This window comes from Vibrio sp. Isolate30 (genome assembly GCF_022397975.1).
Lineage (GTDB): Bacteria > Pseudomonadota > Gammaproteobacteria > Enterobacterales > Vibrionaceae > Vibrio > Vibrio fortis.
Window position 1 is genome coordinate 139,963 of sequence record NZ_JAKEUS010000004.1, and the last position, 13,245, is coordinate 153,207.

Sequence of the window (13,245 nt, forward strand, 5' to 3'; positions counted from 1 at the left end):
TGAGGTAAGAGAAGCCAACAGGCTAACTCGATACCGTCGATCCAGTGGCTAGAGGCGCACTTATTCAAAGAAGGAACCGTGATGAGCTTTGGTGGAAAAGTTAACAGCGCAGCCAATACCGCCATACCTGGTGAAGGTTGGCCGGATTTATCAACCGATGAATTCCGCAAGCTGCGCCGTATTCCCCATACGTTTGATAACGATTCTATGGCTGCAGCCGTGAGCATTGCGGCTCTGAATATCCAACAACGACTTGCAAGCCTGCTCGTTGATGGCAATCCGCCAGTGCTAAGTGTCGCTAAAACGGCGGCATATAAACGCGCGGTTTATGGTTTGGCCCACGCTGACCTATTGGCTGAGTTCGCCACGCAAGACCGCCGAAAAGAAGGCGAGAGCGTAGCGACAGATGAACCAGAACAAGAGTCACGTTTTGTCACCCAAAGCAATCAAGATGTGCGCTTGTTACTTGGCCGTAGTGCCAATGGGATTGCTTCGATATGAGCGAAACAGCTTACAACAAAACTAAGCTGGAGCACTTAACGGATTACATCGTTAACCACCTGAACAGCAATGTGCTTGATAACAAAATTGATGCTTGGCAAGAGAACGGCTCGATAGTGCCAAGCGGTGAAGACCGTGGAAACGATGGCTATATCGCCTGTTATTGGAAATACAACGCTGTGGTGTCGGTCGAGGAGTTTCCTCACCAGTTATTAGACCCACGTTGTTTGTTAGCTCTGGTTGCCTGTTGGTTGAGCGACCATGAAGAAGACCGAAACGAACAGGAACTAGAAGACCCAACGCTATCAGTAGATGTGATCAGCAATGAAGTCGCTGATGTGAGCATAGAGCTTGAGCTGATGGAGCCTATCGAACTGGTACCAGATGCGGAAGCTGGAATGATTACCTGGCGCGGAATTAAATACCGAGTTCAAGCCGTAGAGATTTACACCGCCGAAGAAGCGGAGTTGGTGAATGAAACCAACGATTAGTGCGAATAAAAGGGATGTGCTCAACATGCAAGAAAAGCTTGCCATGTTAGCACTGCCCCCAAAGAAGCGAGTTTGGATACTGAAAACCCTAGGTCGTTGGGAAAAAGCTAATACACGCAAACGAATTCAGCAACAGAAAGATATTCATGGGCAAGCATTAGAGCCCAAAAAAGGGAAGAAGCGCGGCAAAGTGATGCGCCGTATGGCGAAGGGATTAACCCCTTATGTACGAAACGCCAACATGCTCGACCTAACTTGGAGCAACAAGCTCACCGCAAGAATTGCAGCCAGGCATCACGTTGGTCAAAAGCAAAAAATGACCAAGCGCCAAATGCAAAAGCGATGGGGAACACCAGACTATTCCGCGCCTTGCTCTAAAGGGCAAGCGCGAAAGCTAAGGGAACTGGGTTACACGGTACCGAGAAAAAGCGGCAAAGGACGGAAAAAGCCAAGCCTTCGTCTATTGGTGGAAACCGTTACCCATGGGCAAGCAGGGCAAATTATCCGGGAGCTGAGCAATCAGCCCAATGTCACCTCTTGGGATATCCCATTAGCAGAACGTCAGGTATTAGGCAGTAACGAACGCGAAGTAACCCGCCAACTCATTAAGATCTTTGAGCAGGCCAAGACGCGAACATAAGCGAGGAAATAACCAATGGCAACCGGAAAGGTAGAGGTAAACAACCTCAATTTAGGGCAAGGCGGGATTCCAGAGATTGAACGCCACCTGCTCTACATCGGGCGAACGGATAAAGCCGAACTGCAAGGCAAAGTTACCCGTGTAAACAATATGACTAACCTTGATGAAGTGGTCGCTGATGATGCGCTAGGCGCAAACGTCAAAGCTGCGCAGCTCAATGGTAAACAAAACTGGACGGGTGCCATCTTCGGTTTGGCTGACGGTGAATCTTGGGAAGACGCTGTAGATACTGCCAACCTTACCGACTCTTTCGAAGGTATTTGTATTGTTGATGTTGTGGCCGATAAAGCGGAGTTCACAACGATGCAAGACAAAGCAACAGAGCTAACGAGCAAACTTGGTCGTTGGGTGTTCTTCCTTGCTGCGTGTGCTGGTATTGATGCAGGTACCCAAACGTGGTCGGACTACGAAACCGCAATGCTAGCCCTAGTGAAAGATGTGGCAGCAAACATGGTAACGCCAGTGCCAATGCTTAACGGCAATAATGTCGGTGTGCTTGGTGGTCGCTTATGTGATCGCGCTGTCACCGTAGCCGATAGCCCAATGCGAGTCGCAACGGGCAGCCTATTAGGTCTTGGTGAAATGCCAGTGGATAGCGCAGGTAAACCACTTGAAATGAGCATTATTTCAGCGCTAGCCGATGCGCGTTATTCACTGCCCCAATGGTACGCCGATATGGAAGGCGTTTACTGGACAGATGCCACCACGCTGGAAGCAAAAGGCGGAGACTATCAATACCTTGAATATGTTCGCCCAGTTCACAAACTAAATCGCCGCGTTCGAATTAAAGCGATTCGTCGTATTGCTGACCGCATTCTTAATTCAACACCACCAAGTATCGAGCTCAACCGCACTTACTTCAGTAAAGACATGCGCGACATGTCGAAGACCACTGAGATTGGCGGCATTCCGTTCCCTGGTGAAATCATGCCACCACGCGATGAAGATGTGTCAATTCAATGGATGACTAAAACCAAAGTAAACATTGGCTTAATGGTCCGCCCTCATAACTGCCCGAAACACATTGTGGTCAACATTGGGCTTGATCTCTCTAACCCTGCAGATTCGGAGGCGTAACCCATGAGTATGCGTATTTCTGGCAAGAACATGCACTTTTCAATGGGCGACTACAAGTTGAAAGCGCAAAAAGTCACCCTGTCTATTACCGACAATTCAGCCGTGAATAAAACCTCTGGTGTGCCAGATGGTTATGTCGATGGTGATGTAGAAGCAAGTGGTGAAATGGAACTCACCACGCAGCAGTTTAACCAGTTGAGTAAAGCTGCAAAACAAGCCGGTTCTTGGCGTGGTCTGCCTGCCTTTGACGCGCTGTTCTACGGCAAGATTGATAAAGATGAGCTGAAAGTAGAAGCCTTTGGTTGTCGAATCAAAATTTCTGATTTGCTTGATGTTGATTCCAATGGTGGTAGCGCACTGCTTCACAAACTGCCGTTTGAAGTAACAAGCCCAGATTTTGTGAATATTAACGGTGTTCCATACCTGCGCTCAGATGAAACCGAAGACTTGGTGCAGTAAGAAGGGGGCGTGATGTCTGATGTTATCGACCATGCCAGTGGCCTTGAAACCCAATTCACAGAAGTGGCGCTTGCCAACCAACTGGCAAGGGCTAAGCGAATTGAACAACGGGAAAGCGCACAGGAATGCGGCGAATGTGGCGACCCAATACCCGAAGAACGCCGCCAAAAAGTACCAGGGTGCCAATATTGCACCCAGTGCCAAAGCGACATGGAGAGAATGACGCGATGAAACTAGGAAAGCTCTTTGTTGAGCATGTGATTAAGCCGGTTCTTGACCATTTGGATATGGCAACAGGCGGACACGGAAAAATGAACACGCAAGCCGCTATCAATCTGATTTTGATGATTGTGGCTCATGAGTCTGGAAAGTTGACCTATTCAAAACAGGTTCGTGGTCCTGCTCTTGGTTTTACTCAGATGGAGCCAGCGACATTCCGATGGTTGATTGAGTGGTTAGGCAAATCACGCCCTCACTTGCTGGATGCTTTATCTATGTTTGGGCCTGCTGGTGCTGATCCTATTTGTGAAAGCGATGCGGATTATATGGTGATTTCCCCTCAGTTTGCGGTTGCTACTGCAAGGTTGAACTTGATTCGGTTCCCAGAAGCTCTGCCCGAAGCGGATGATTTGGAAGGGCTTGCGCGATACGCCAAAAAGTATTGGAACACTCACGCAGGTAAGGCTACTGAAGCGGATTACCTCAACGCATACAAATCCATGGTTGGAGAAGATTAATGAGCTTTTTAACTGGAATTATCGGCAAAACCTTACTCGAAGTTTTGAAAGGCCTGTTCTTTCAAATCGGTTGGAAAATCATTCTTGAACGCTTTGCGACTCGCTTGGTGGTGTGGGGCTTGGAAACACTAAAAGGCTTAAGCACAAATGATGTTCTTCAAGAAACTGTTGACGACATCATTGCAGCACTTCAGGGCAAACGCTTGAAGGAAATCCCACAGAAGGAATAGCGATGGACCCGACTTGGTTATCCGCACTGGTTGCCCTTGCCACCTTGTTGGTGATGTTAACTGGCGCTTTGATTGGCAAGCTGTTTTCTCTAACAAAAGAGCTTGCTGACTACAAAACACATGTGGCGGAGAACTTCGCCACTAAAGAAGAAGTTAGGGATGGTTTCGAACGACTAGAACGTCAATTAGAAACTGGACTCACTCGAATTTACGACACATTGAAGCGAGAAACAGCATGACAAAAACCATTGTTTTAACCGTTGGTACGACAGACCTTGAATTCAACCCAACGCCAGCTGAGTACGACGACGCACAAAACATCATCTTGCAAGGTGATGCGAGCAGCGCAGCTCATAACTTCCTCATGAGTAGCGTTAGTGAAGGTTCAAAAGACGCACTGCGTGAAATTACTAAGCAGAACCCAGGTGCAGCAACGCAGATTTACGGTGCCGTTATTAAAGAGTACGCGCCTAAGCTTTCCATCTCGGTAAAAAAATAGATGGGCTTGTCGCTGCCATTGATAGTAGCGACAGGCAAAAAATGTATGCGTGGCGGCGAAAGTGGCTACCTAATGAGCCGGATACTGATCAGAACCTTGCTTATGCGATTTGGTTAGAGAAGAACCATTGGGAAAACATGCAAGCCGTCACCGCTAGCGGTGTAGCCAAAGCCTTTGGCGGTTAACCACTAAGCAAATAGAGAATTGTTGATGTTACCAGAAGCACTCAGATTTCAAGTTGGACTCATTGACCAGATTTCAAAACCACTGGGCAATATTCAACGACAAATGACCGATGTGACCAACACCTATCGTCAAGGTACTCATACCATGATGGCAGGTGCGGCAGGCATGGTGGGTGCTGGTTTCGCATTGCAACAAGCTTTGATGCCAGCCATTGAAATGGATAGGGCATTAGGTGAGGTTAAATCTCTTAGTGTTGCTGATGAGCAGTTGAAGCAGCTAAGTGACACGGCACTTGAATTTGCCGTGGACTATGGCAAATCAGCCTCAGACTTTGTGGCGGCTTCTTATGATATTCAATCCGCTATTTCTGGCTTAGGAGGCAATGAGCTTTCTGAGTTTACCCGTGCGTCAGGGGTGCTCGCTGCTGCGACCAAAGCCGATACTTCAACCATTACCGACTATGTCGGCACCATGTACGGCATTTTCCAGAATTCAGCCAACGAAATGGGTAAGGCGGATTGGGTAAATGTGTTGGGTGGTCAAACTGCGAAAGCGGTTCAGATGTTTAAGACCACTGGTGAGGGCATGTCATCGGCGTTCACCTCAGTCGGTGCTGCGGCAACCTCTGTCGGTGTGGGCATGACTGAGCAGATGGCGATTCTTGGTACTTTGCAGTCCACCATGAGTGGTAGTGAAGCAGGTACCAAATATCGTGCGTTCTTAGCGGGTACGGCCAAAGCTCAAGAAGCCTTGAATATGCAGTTCACGAATGCTCAAGGTCAAATGCTGCCAATGGTCGATATTTTGAATCAAATCAAGGGCCGTTATGGTGAAACAATTTCGGTAGCGGAAGCGGCAGAGCTGAGTAAAGCGTTTGGTACTCAAGAAGCCACAGCCATGATCCAACTTCTGATGCAAAACACTGATGGACTCGCCACTTCAATAAATGAGCTTGGCAAAGTCAAAGGGCTTGATGTTGCTGAACAAATGGCGGGAGCCATGACCGACCAATGGGAGCGGTTAGAGCAAGGCGTTTTTGCCATAAGTGCTGCTTTCGGTTCTGTGCTTCTACCTGCCATCTTGCCTGTTGTTGGCGGTATGGCTGAAGGAGCTACCGCAATTGTTCAATGGACACAGATGTTCCCGAACCTCACTAAATACATTGGCTTTGCGGCAATAGCGATTTTAGGTGCTGCGGCAGCAGGCGGTGCATTTACCTTGATGATGGGTGTGGGTAAGCAAGCAATGGCAACTTACATGCTCACCATGAAGATGTTCACGGGTGTAAGTTTCTTATTAACCAAGGGCATGGCAGCACTACGTGTGGCCGTGTTAGCAGCTAACATTGCGATAGCTGCTAACCCAATCATTTTGGTCGTTGGTGCAGTGGTAGCGGCAATCGCAGCAGTAGGGGCATTGATTTACTACTGGGATGATCTCAAAGCTTCATTTGGTGACACAACGTGGTTCCAGGTACTTGAAGGAGCAATCACGTTAATCACCCTGCCATTTAAGGCCATGTTCGAGTTTGTTAAAGCTGGTTGGCAGTGGGTGATGAGCGGCTTTACAGATACCAGTGGCTTTGCCTTCATTAGGCAAATGGTGTCGTGGTTGAAAGGCGGGTTTGAGAGCCTAGTGTTGGGTTGGCACATGTTTACAGCGGAAATGGCTGATACATGGTGGTTTACCGCAATTTCTGGTGCGGTAGAACTAGTGACATTGCCATTTCAAACCCTATTCAACTTCCTATCGGCAGGTTGGCAATGGGTAATGAGTGGTTTTACCGATACCAGTGGCTTTGCCTTTATTGGGCAAATGGCCGACTCGATGCGAAACATCTTTGGGAGCGTATTTAATTGGTTCACTGACAAGTTGGCAGGTATCTGGGAAACCATGAAAGGGCTAATTGATTGGATACCAGGTTTCGGCAGTGACGATGAAACGGCTCCGGTTCAATCCGAGTCAGTAAAACGAGCAACACCTCAAGCACAAATTAAGCCAGGTGGCGCGGCAAAGAGTATTGCCAATTACCAAAGCAGCTCAAACGTGTATCACGTTGGCGGTATTCATCCAACTTACATGAACAACGTGGCTGACTTTGATAACGAAATGATGATGGCGGCAGGCTAATGGCAGATTTTAAATACCAAGATTTGCTCATTGAAAACGGTGATGTGGTGCTTGATGCAGGCCGTAACCCTGTATTGATTCAAGACAGAGCAGTGATCGCTCAAGACATTAAACACGCCATTATTGAGAGTAACTTAGCCGTGTATCTGATTGCAGAGCGCAGCCCTTCAAAAAAGGCGGATGCTCGGACACAACTAGAACTCTTGGTTGAAGAAGATGTGCGGCTGGTACCAGGCACAGTGCGTATTGACGAAGTTAATGATGGCTTAATTTACATTTTTGCAGAAACCCTTGAGTTTGGCGAAGTAAGCACAGAGGTGAACCTTGACTGATATACCTAAACCAGATTTTACCGAACTTGCTAAAAAAGCAGGCTTGCCTCTTGATGAAGACCAATGGAAAGCCGTGCTGAAAGAGGAAGCGGAGAAGCAAGGTAGCATCATTGCTAACGATTCCAAGTACTCATCGTTTTGGCGTTTGATTGAAACTATGGTAATCAGCCCAACAGTGTGGCTTATCAATACGTTATTGGTTGGGTATGTTCTGCCAAATATGTTTGTTGCTACGGCTGTGGGCAAATGGCTCGACTTATGGGCTTGGCAGTTTAACGTACAACGCAAACCTGCAACGAAAGCACTCGGTCAAATCGTGTTTCATCGAGCAGCATCGAAGGGGCCGGCTATTGTCGTTCCTAAAGGGACATTTATTCAAACTGACCCTATTAACGGCACTGTTTATCGAGTGGTGTTAAAAGAAGATACCACGCTGCCTGAAAATGAGCTGTCGGTTATTGGTGAAGTGGAAGCAGAGCATGAAGGGGCAGCTTATAACCTTGGTGAGGGTTACTACCACATTTTTGCTACTGCAGTGCCAGGTATCGGACAAGTAGTGAACTCAGCTGATTGGCTTATTGAAGCCGGAGCCGACGAAGAGAGTGATGATCAGCTTCGAGTTCGTATCCGCAACCAGTTCAGCGGCGTGGCAAAGTGGCATATAGACGCGGCTTACCGTTCATTACTCATGTTACGAGCGGGTATCAACAGTGAAAATGTTTACTTCGAGCATAACGCGCCACGCGGTGCGGGTTCAGCCAATGCCTTTATTTTGCTGGACTCGGGCGAACCTTCTTCTCAAATGCTGAGTGACTTAAATAATCATATCAATCGCGATGGTAACCACGGTCATGGTGATGATCTTCTTGTGTATGCGATGCCAGGTAATCTGATTGATGTGACATGCAAAGCGTGGGTTGGGCGAGTGCTGACAGGGGCTGAAAGGCAAGACTTAGAAACGGATATCGGTCTATTCATTGGTTCAGCATTTAGGCAGAACACGGACTACAAGGCGACGAAAACTAAACCCTCATCGCGCTTTAGTTTCTCAAGATTGGCGCAAGAGCTTCACGGCCAGTTTCCTGAACTTGAGTCAATTGAATTCGATAATGCTGATATTGCCAATGGTATGGAAGTACCTCGTATTAGCAGCTTGGGGGTGACCATTGCAACTGCCTGAATTTAAGTTAAAGCACTGGATGGGCAAAGGGGAAATCCTCAAATTAGCAAATGCCCTTCTTGGATATTGGGATGCAATCAAAGCCGTGTTGGAGTGGCCGCTGCAGCAATTAGACCCGATGGTGGCCCCCATTGAGTTTGTGGATTTGATTGCTTGGCAACGAGACATAGAGCGACTACCTGAAGAGCCAGAAGAGATTTATCGCATAAGGGTGAACTTTGCATACTCCTTTGCGGCAGGTGGCGGCTCAGAAGTGGGTTGGGAAGATATGTTTGCCAAACTCGGTTACCCACATATCAAAATTGACGAAAGGCTGAACTATTACCCTTGGGATATCGTGAGCGTCAAAGTAAATGATGGGGATATTAACGATGTACCTGGTTTGATGGATGCCATTGTAAGGCAATATGGGCGAACATGCCGACGATACAGCTTTGATGTGACCACTACCGCTAATTTTCATGTTTCGGTCGCTGAGTTCAGCCATACCCATGAAACCTACTCAGCTTCAATAGGATAAGAATATGGCAGTAATTACTATCGCGGGCGAACAGCTTATTGCACAAAAGCAGCAAGCGGAAGAGCCGCTAGAAATTGCAGAGTTTGTTTTGGCTTACGTGCCCGGTGTTGATCCTTCAGTGCCGCCAGAAAGAAATCAGTCGTTGCCTCCAAGTAACCAAATTCGACTAAGAATGGCCCCAACGCGAAGTGCCTATGTGAATTCGAATGAAGTGGTTTACTCACTTATCTTGGATAACACCATTGGTAACTTTGATTTTAATTGGCTTGGCTTAGTCAGTGAAGAAGGTGTGTTGGTGTCGGCTAACCACATGGTGGTGCAGTCTAAGCGCAAGAATAACGAATTGACGGGTGAAGAAGGGAACAACTTAACGCGTAACTTCTTGCTTAAGTTCTCGGGCGCACAAGCTATCACAAATATCACCGTGCCAGCCGAAACATGGCAATTCAATTATTCAGACAAAATTAATTACTTTGACACGATGGTGGTGTCTTTAGCGGCAAATCACTTTGCTTCTCAAAAACACATTATCGAACTTTATCACAAGAACATTCAAATCACTGAACGATTGAATGCATTGGAGAAACAAGATGGTTAATCAAAATGTTGAGCAGCTGTTGCAGCGAGCTGTAGACCAGTCAATGGCCCAAACCCAAGAAAGTCGAGAGTTGGCTGAAGAAGTCTCGGGGAAGATGGGTGATATAGACCAAAAGGTTGATGACAAAATAGTCGAAATGGATACAAAAATATCTCAAGCGACAGGAGATATTGATGCAGCAATCCAAGGGAAAGTTGATATTGTTCTTTTTGTTGATTCTAGTGAAGGGACACCAGAAGGCAGTGGAACAAGCTCAGATCCGCTTGATACAGTAGAGAGTGCTTTTGAAAAAATCATCCCTGGAACTAAGGCACTTATCTATTTGACCGGAGATGGCCGCCGTTATGTTCTAAATGAAAAAGTTATTGCTGACAATGTGACAGTAGCATTCAAGTCTTATCGAGCTAACGGCACTAACCCAGTACTTACTCATTCAGCTAAGAAGAATGGAGATAATATTGAAGCTAAAAGCTTCCTATTGAAAGGAGGAAGTAATTTTCAATTCTATGGGATCGATATTGAAACTTGCCGCTGGCAAGATTGGGTGTCGTCAGGAGTCCCAGTGAATTACATAAGCGCATTGTTTGGGACACATTCAAATGGTGTAACAGGAGGGCGAGTAACATTCTATGCATCGAAAATAACTATAAATAACAGCGCGCTAGTTCAGCAACATGCTAGCGGAAAGATTGGTTGGTTAGATACTATCTCTATTGTTTATTCGTCGGTTACGAAGCGTGATTTATCAAGTGACTTAATCACTAATGGTTTCCAATATTTAGTGGATCAGTATGGGGTGGAAAACATTCCATTTGATTTAGAGATTATTTCTTTATCTTTGAATGGTGGTATTACGTTGCCTGAGTTAATCGGTCCACTCGTTGGCAAAGATAATATTCGTTCAACAGTATCACTAACTGCTTAATAGGGACTAAAAATGCAAATGATTGCTAATGTAGAAATAAACGGGTGCCACTATTACAACGTGACGGTAGAAGACCTACAAGCGTTAGGTGTTGGACAAAGTATCATTGATGCGGCGTTGGATAATGAACGATGGAAGGAAATTTCAGGAAAACGCAGTCAGTTGTTATTTGAAACCGACTGGACGCAGGGGCAAGACAGTCCGTTAAATCCTGAAAAAATCGCTGAGTTCGCAGCGTACCGCCAAGAGCTACGAGATGTTCCTCAGACTTACAGCGATCCAACTAAGGTTGTGTGGCCAGAAAAGCCAGAATTATAGGTAGAAAAAATGCTAACTCTCGACGGTTCCCAACTCCCACTCAAGAACTTACGCATTAGCGTTCGCCAACAGTTAGCCGGACAAGATATGTCCGGCCAAACTTCGGCTACCGACCAAGCGGAAACAGGTACTAAGGGCAAGATTCTAACCATAAAAGGTGTGATCCCGTTTAGTAAGAACCAACTTATCACCAATTTGTTTAGCATGGCCGAAGCGTTAGAAAATGGCTCTCGCCATATCTACCGTGTCAGTAACAAAACCGCAGAAGCTTTGAAAATTCGCCAGGTGAAATTCCAAGGTTCAGTCCGTGCCGATGAGCAAGATTCTCATAGGCAATGGAGCGTTTCGTTTGAGCTAGTTGAGTACTTATCGGTACCAGAACGAGTCGAGCAACGCCAACCGGATGAGCCTGCAGTACAACAAAAAGTTCAAGGTGTGAGTACGCCGGTTGAAACAGGACAGGTCGAGGATGTGCCGCCAGATACCGAAGTCGAATTAACTGGTGTGATGAAGGTGCTAAAAGCCGTAGATAGTGCTTTGGGCTAATGGTGATTTATGACGACAACCAACAAGTTCCTTTGCCGTGCTTATTTGGGTAAAGACAAAGCCAAGGTGAAAAGCCATCGCATTGTCTTTAGTGAAAACACTCCAGGTCGTTGTGAGCTTGCCATTGAAGGTAACCCCGAACTTAATACCATCATTGCGGTAGATTTAGGTTGGGGCAGTGATATCAGCCGTGTTTTTCTCGGTTACATTGAACGAGTACAACCTGCAGAAAAAGGCTGGTCAAAAGTGTTTTGCCGCGAATTAGCGGCAATACTTTATAAGCCACTCAATATCATCATGCGTCACCCGACACTTATGCAGCTTCTTAGCGAAGTGACTAATAAAACGGGACTTCAATTTGTGGTACCAGAGAAAGCCTACAGCAAAACAGCCATTCCTTGTTTTTATAGCGATGGTAACGGCTATCGAGTTATGGACGAACTAGCTCAAGCGTTCAGCATTGATGGCTTGTTCTGGCAGCAACAAGGCAACGGGCAAATTTACGTAGGCAGTTGGAAAGATTCATTCTGGGCAGATAAGCCCGTCACCATCCCTAATGAGCTAATGACAAACCACACAGCCAACAAGTCAGTAAAGATACCGGCTATTCCAAAACTAAAGCCAGGTGTTGTGGTGAATGGACTTCGATTAATTGGTGTAGAGTTTGAAGGAACGGAGGCAAAGTTAACATGGATGTGAATGTTATTAAGCGCATTATTTTTAGGTTGTTTCCAGAGTTCACAGGCCAGTGGCATTTGCCAAGATGGGGAAAGGTGGTGGCATTGCCAGAACTACCAGAAGAGGGTGACTTGTCAGATCGCTTTTATCCTCATTATGCCGTGGATGTTCAGCTACTCGATGAAAAGGGCATGGAATACGAAGATAAACCACCACTGCAGGCGGTACCGCTTCCGGTTCCTGGTCTTGGTGATCATGCAGGCCGTTTAGAACCGCCTGCTATTGGCAGCATTGTAGAGTTAGGTTTTATGTTTGGACAACCAGACAAACCTTTTATTCGTTGCGTTCTTCCACTTGGCTTCAAGCTACCAGGTATCAAAGAAGGTGAAAGCCGATACCAACAACGCCAAGGCGTTTATCATTTGGTAGACCAAGACGGTAACTTTGAACGAAAGACAGATAAAGACGATAAGTTGGAATGTCTTAACCAACGAATCAAAGTACTCGAAAACCGTTTAGCCGAAATTGATGGTGATCATACGGAAACCGTCAAAGGTAATAAGGCAACCACAGCTAAAAATATTACCGAGAATGCCGACTCTATAAAGATGAATGGTGGTAAGGGAGTATGCACAGGTGCAAGTATTTGCCCGTTTATGGGTAAGCCACATGTAGACGTATCAAACACCGTATTTGCAGGTAAGTAAGATGGCACTGAGTAAATCATCACTGAAAGAGAAGTTAGAAAACGAGTTGAAAGCACAGGGCTTTGTTCTTGATGGTGAATTCGCTATGGCAGGTAAGATGGCAGAAGCCATTGCTAACGCGGTAGTGGACGAAATTACTCAGAATGCCCAAGTGCCAGTTACAAGCGGCAGCTCAGCCGGGAACCACAAAGTAACCTAAGGTAAACACATACCATATCATCACCAAGCGCCCACCATGGGCGCTTTTCTTATATCTAAAACCCAATGGTATAGCTACAGCCTAACGCCACGGAAAGGAGCAATCAGGTGACGGAATCCGCACTCCTCCTCCCCACCTGCGACGTTTTCGATCTGGTTTCTTCGCAATTTTGATTTAGTGAAAATCTACGGGGCTGCGAAAAGCGTAGAACACACGCTAAAGCCTTTTGCTA

Annotated in this window: 22 protein-coding genes; all 22 read left to right on the forward strand. The window is 46.5% G+C overall.

Annotation, left to right across the window (positions count from 1 at the left end; translation table 11 throughout):
* Positions 1-81 precede the first annotated feature (81 nt).
* Genes L1D60_RS12845 through L1D60_RS12950 form a run of 22 tightly spaced genes read left to right on the forward strand, consistent with a single transcriptional unit; the run spans position 82 to position 13,013 of the window.
* Entirely contained in the window at positions 82-501 is a 420-nt protein-coding gene (locus L1D60_RS12845) for a head completion/stabilization protein (protein ID WP_239841395.1), read from the forward strand.
* The gene (locus tag L1D60_RS12850) at positions 498-992 is read left to right on the forward strand and encodes a phage tail protein (RefSeq protein WP_239841396.1); all 495 of its coding nucleotides are present in this window, start codon (positions 498-500) and stop codon (positions 990-992) included. The genes L1D60_RS12845 and L1D60_RS12850 overlap by 4 nt, the downstream gene beginning before the upstream one ends.
* Positions 976-1,632, forward strand: coding sequence for a virion morphogenesis protein (locus tag L1D60_RS12855; protein ID WP_239841397.1), 657 nt, complete (start codon positions 976-978; stop codon positions 1,630-1,632). Before L1D60_RS12850 ends, L1D60_RS12855 begins: the two co-directional genes overlap by 17 nt.
* Positions 1,633-1,647: 15 nt before the next feature.
* Complete coding sequence (locus tag L1D60_RS12860; RefSeq protein WP_239841398.1) at positions 1,648-2,769, forward strand: DUF2586 domain-containing protein; 1,122 nt, start codon at positions 1,648-1,650, stop codon at positions 2,767-2,769.
* A 3-nt stretch (positions 2,770-2,772) separates the two neighbouring features.
* Entirely contained in the window at positions 2,773-3,228 is a 456-nt protein-coding gene (locus L1D60_RS12865; RefSeq protein ID WP_239841399.1) for a phage protein, read from the forward strand.
* A 12-nt stretch (positions 3,229-3,240) separates the two neighbouring features.
* A complete protein-coding gene (locus tag L1D60_RS12870) occupies positions 3,241-3,459 on the forward strand; it encodes a TraR/DksA C4-type zinc finger protein (protein ID WP_010437011.1) in 219 nt (72 codons plus the stop codon).
* A complete protein-coding gene (locus L1D60_RS12875) occupies positions 3,456-3,965 on the forward strand; it encodes a hypothetical protein (RefSeq protein WP_239841400.1) in 510 nt (169 codons plus the stop codon). Before L1D60_RS12870 ends, L1D60_RS12875 begins: the two co-directional genes overlap by 4 nt.
* A complete protein-coding gene (locus L1D60_RS12880; protein ID WP_010437017.1) occupies positions 3,965-4,195 on the forward strand; it encodes a hypothetical protein in 231 nt (76 codons plus the stop codon). Before L1D60_RS12875 ends, L1D60_RS12880 begins: the two co-directional genes overlap by 1 nt.
* A 2-nt stretch (positions 4,196-4,197) precedes the next feature.
* Positions 4,198-4,434 (forward strand): hypothetical protein, encoded by a 237-nt coding sequence (locus L1D60_RS12885; protein ID WP_239841401.1) that lies wholly within the window; start codon positions 4,198-4,200, stop codon positions 4,432-4,434.
* Complete coding sequence (locus L1D60_RS12890) at positions 4,431-4,694, forward strand: putative phage tail assembly chaperone (protein WP_239841402.1); 264 nt, start codon at positions 4,431-4,433, stop codon at positions 4,692-4,694. Before L1D60_RS12885 ends, L1D60_RS12890 begins: the two co-directional genes overlap by 4 nt.
* Before the next feature lie 41 nt (positions 4,695-4,735).
* Positions 4,736-4,879 carry a hypothetical protein gene (locus L1D60_RS12895; protein WP_167332346.1) on the forward strand — a complete coding sequence of 48 codons (144 nt, stop codon included), beginning with the start codon at positions 4,736-4,738 and terminating at the stop codon, positions 4,877-4,879.
* 25 nt (positions 4,880-4,904) lie between these two features.
* Positions 4,905-7,010: a phage tail tape measure protein gene (locus L1D60_RS12900; RefSeq protein WP_239841403.1), complete on the forward strand. Its 2,106-nt coding sequence runs from the start codon at positions 4,905-4,907 to the stop codon at positions 7,008-7,010.
* Positions 7,010-7,342, forward strand: a complete 333-nt coding sequence (locus tag L1D60_RS12905; RefSeq protein WP_102532787.1) for a DUF2590 family protein — start codon at positions 7,010-7,012, stop codon at positions 7,340-7,342. Before L1D60_RS12900 ends, L1D60_RS12905 begins: the two co-directional genes overlap by 1 nt.
* Positions 7,335-8,522 carry a baseplate J/gp47 family protein gene (locus L1D60_RS12910; RefSeq protein ID WP_239841404.1) on the forward strand — a complete coding sequence of 396 codons (1,188 nt, stop codon included), beginning with the start codon at positions 7,335-7,337 and terminating at the stop codon, positions 8,520-8,522. Before L1D60_RS12905 ends, L1D60_RS12910 begins: the two co-directional genes overlap by 8 nt.
* On the forward strand, positions 8,509-9,042 hold the full coding sequence (locus L1D60_RS12915; protein ID WP_239841405.1) for a hypothetical protein: 534 nt from the start codon (positions 8,509-8,511) through the stop codon (positions 9,040-9,042). The genes L1D60_RS12910 and L1D60_RS12915 overlap by 14 nt, the downstream gene beginning before the upstream one ends.
* Positions 9,043-9,046: 4 nt before the next feature.
* Positions 9,047-9,640, forward strand: a complete 594-nt coding sequence (locus L1D60_RS12920) for a phage tail protein (RefSeq protein WP_239841406.1) — start codon at positions 9,047-9,049, stop codon at positions 9,638-9,640.
* Positions 9,633-10,565: a hypothetical protein gene (locus L1D60_RS12925; protein ID WP_239841407.1), complete on the forward strand. Its 933-nt coding sequence runs from the start codon at positions 9,633-9,635 to the stop codon at positions 10,563-10,565. The genes L1D60_RS12920 and L1D60_RS12925 overlap by 8 nt, the downstream gene beginning before the upstream one ends.
* 12 nt (positions 10,566-10,577) lie before the next feature.
* Complete coding sequence (locus L1D60_RS12930) at positions 10,578-10,883, forward strand: tail fiber assembly protein (protein WP_239841408.1); 306 nt, start codon at positions 10,578-10,580, stop codon at positions 10,881-10,883.
* Between the two features lie 9 nt (positions 10,884-10,892).
* Positions 10,893-11,429: an adenine glycosylase gene (locus L1D60_RS12935; RefSeq protein WP_239841409.1), complete on the forward strand. Its 537-nt coding sequence runs from the start codon at positions 10,893-10,895 to the stop codon at positions 11,427-11,429.
* 9 nt (positions 11,430-11,438) lie between these two features.
* Positions 11,439-12,128: a hypothetical protein gene (locus tag L1D60_RS12940; RefSeq protein ID WP_102532793.1), complete on the forward strand. Its 690-nt coding sequence runs from the start codon at positions 11,439-11,441 to the stop codon at positions 12,126-12,128.
* Positions 12,119-12,814, forward strand: a complete 696-nt coding sequence (locus tag L1D60_RS12945; RefSeq protein WP_239841410.1) for a hypothetical protein — start codon at positions 12,119-12,121, stop codon at positions 12,812-12,814. Before L1D60_RS12940 ends, L1D60_RS12945 begins: the two co-directional genes overlap by 10 nt.
* Before the next feature lies 1 nt (position 12,815).
* Positions 12,816-13,013, forward strand: a complete 198-nt coding sequence (locus L1D60_RS12950; RefSeq protein WP_239841411.1) for a hypothetical protein — start codon at positions 12,816-12,818, stop codon at positions 13,011-13,013.
* Positions 13,014-13,245 lie beyond the last annotated feature (232 nt).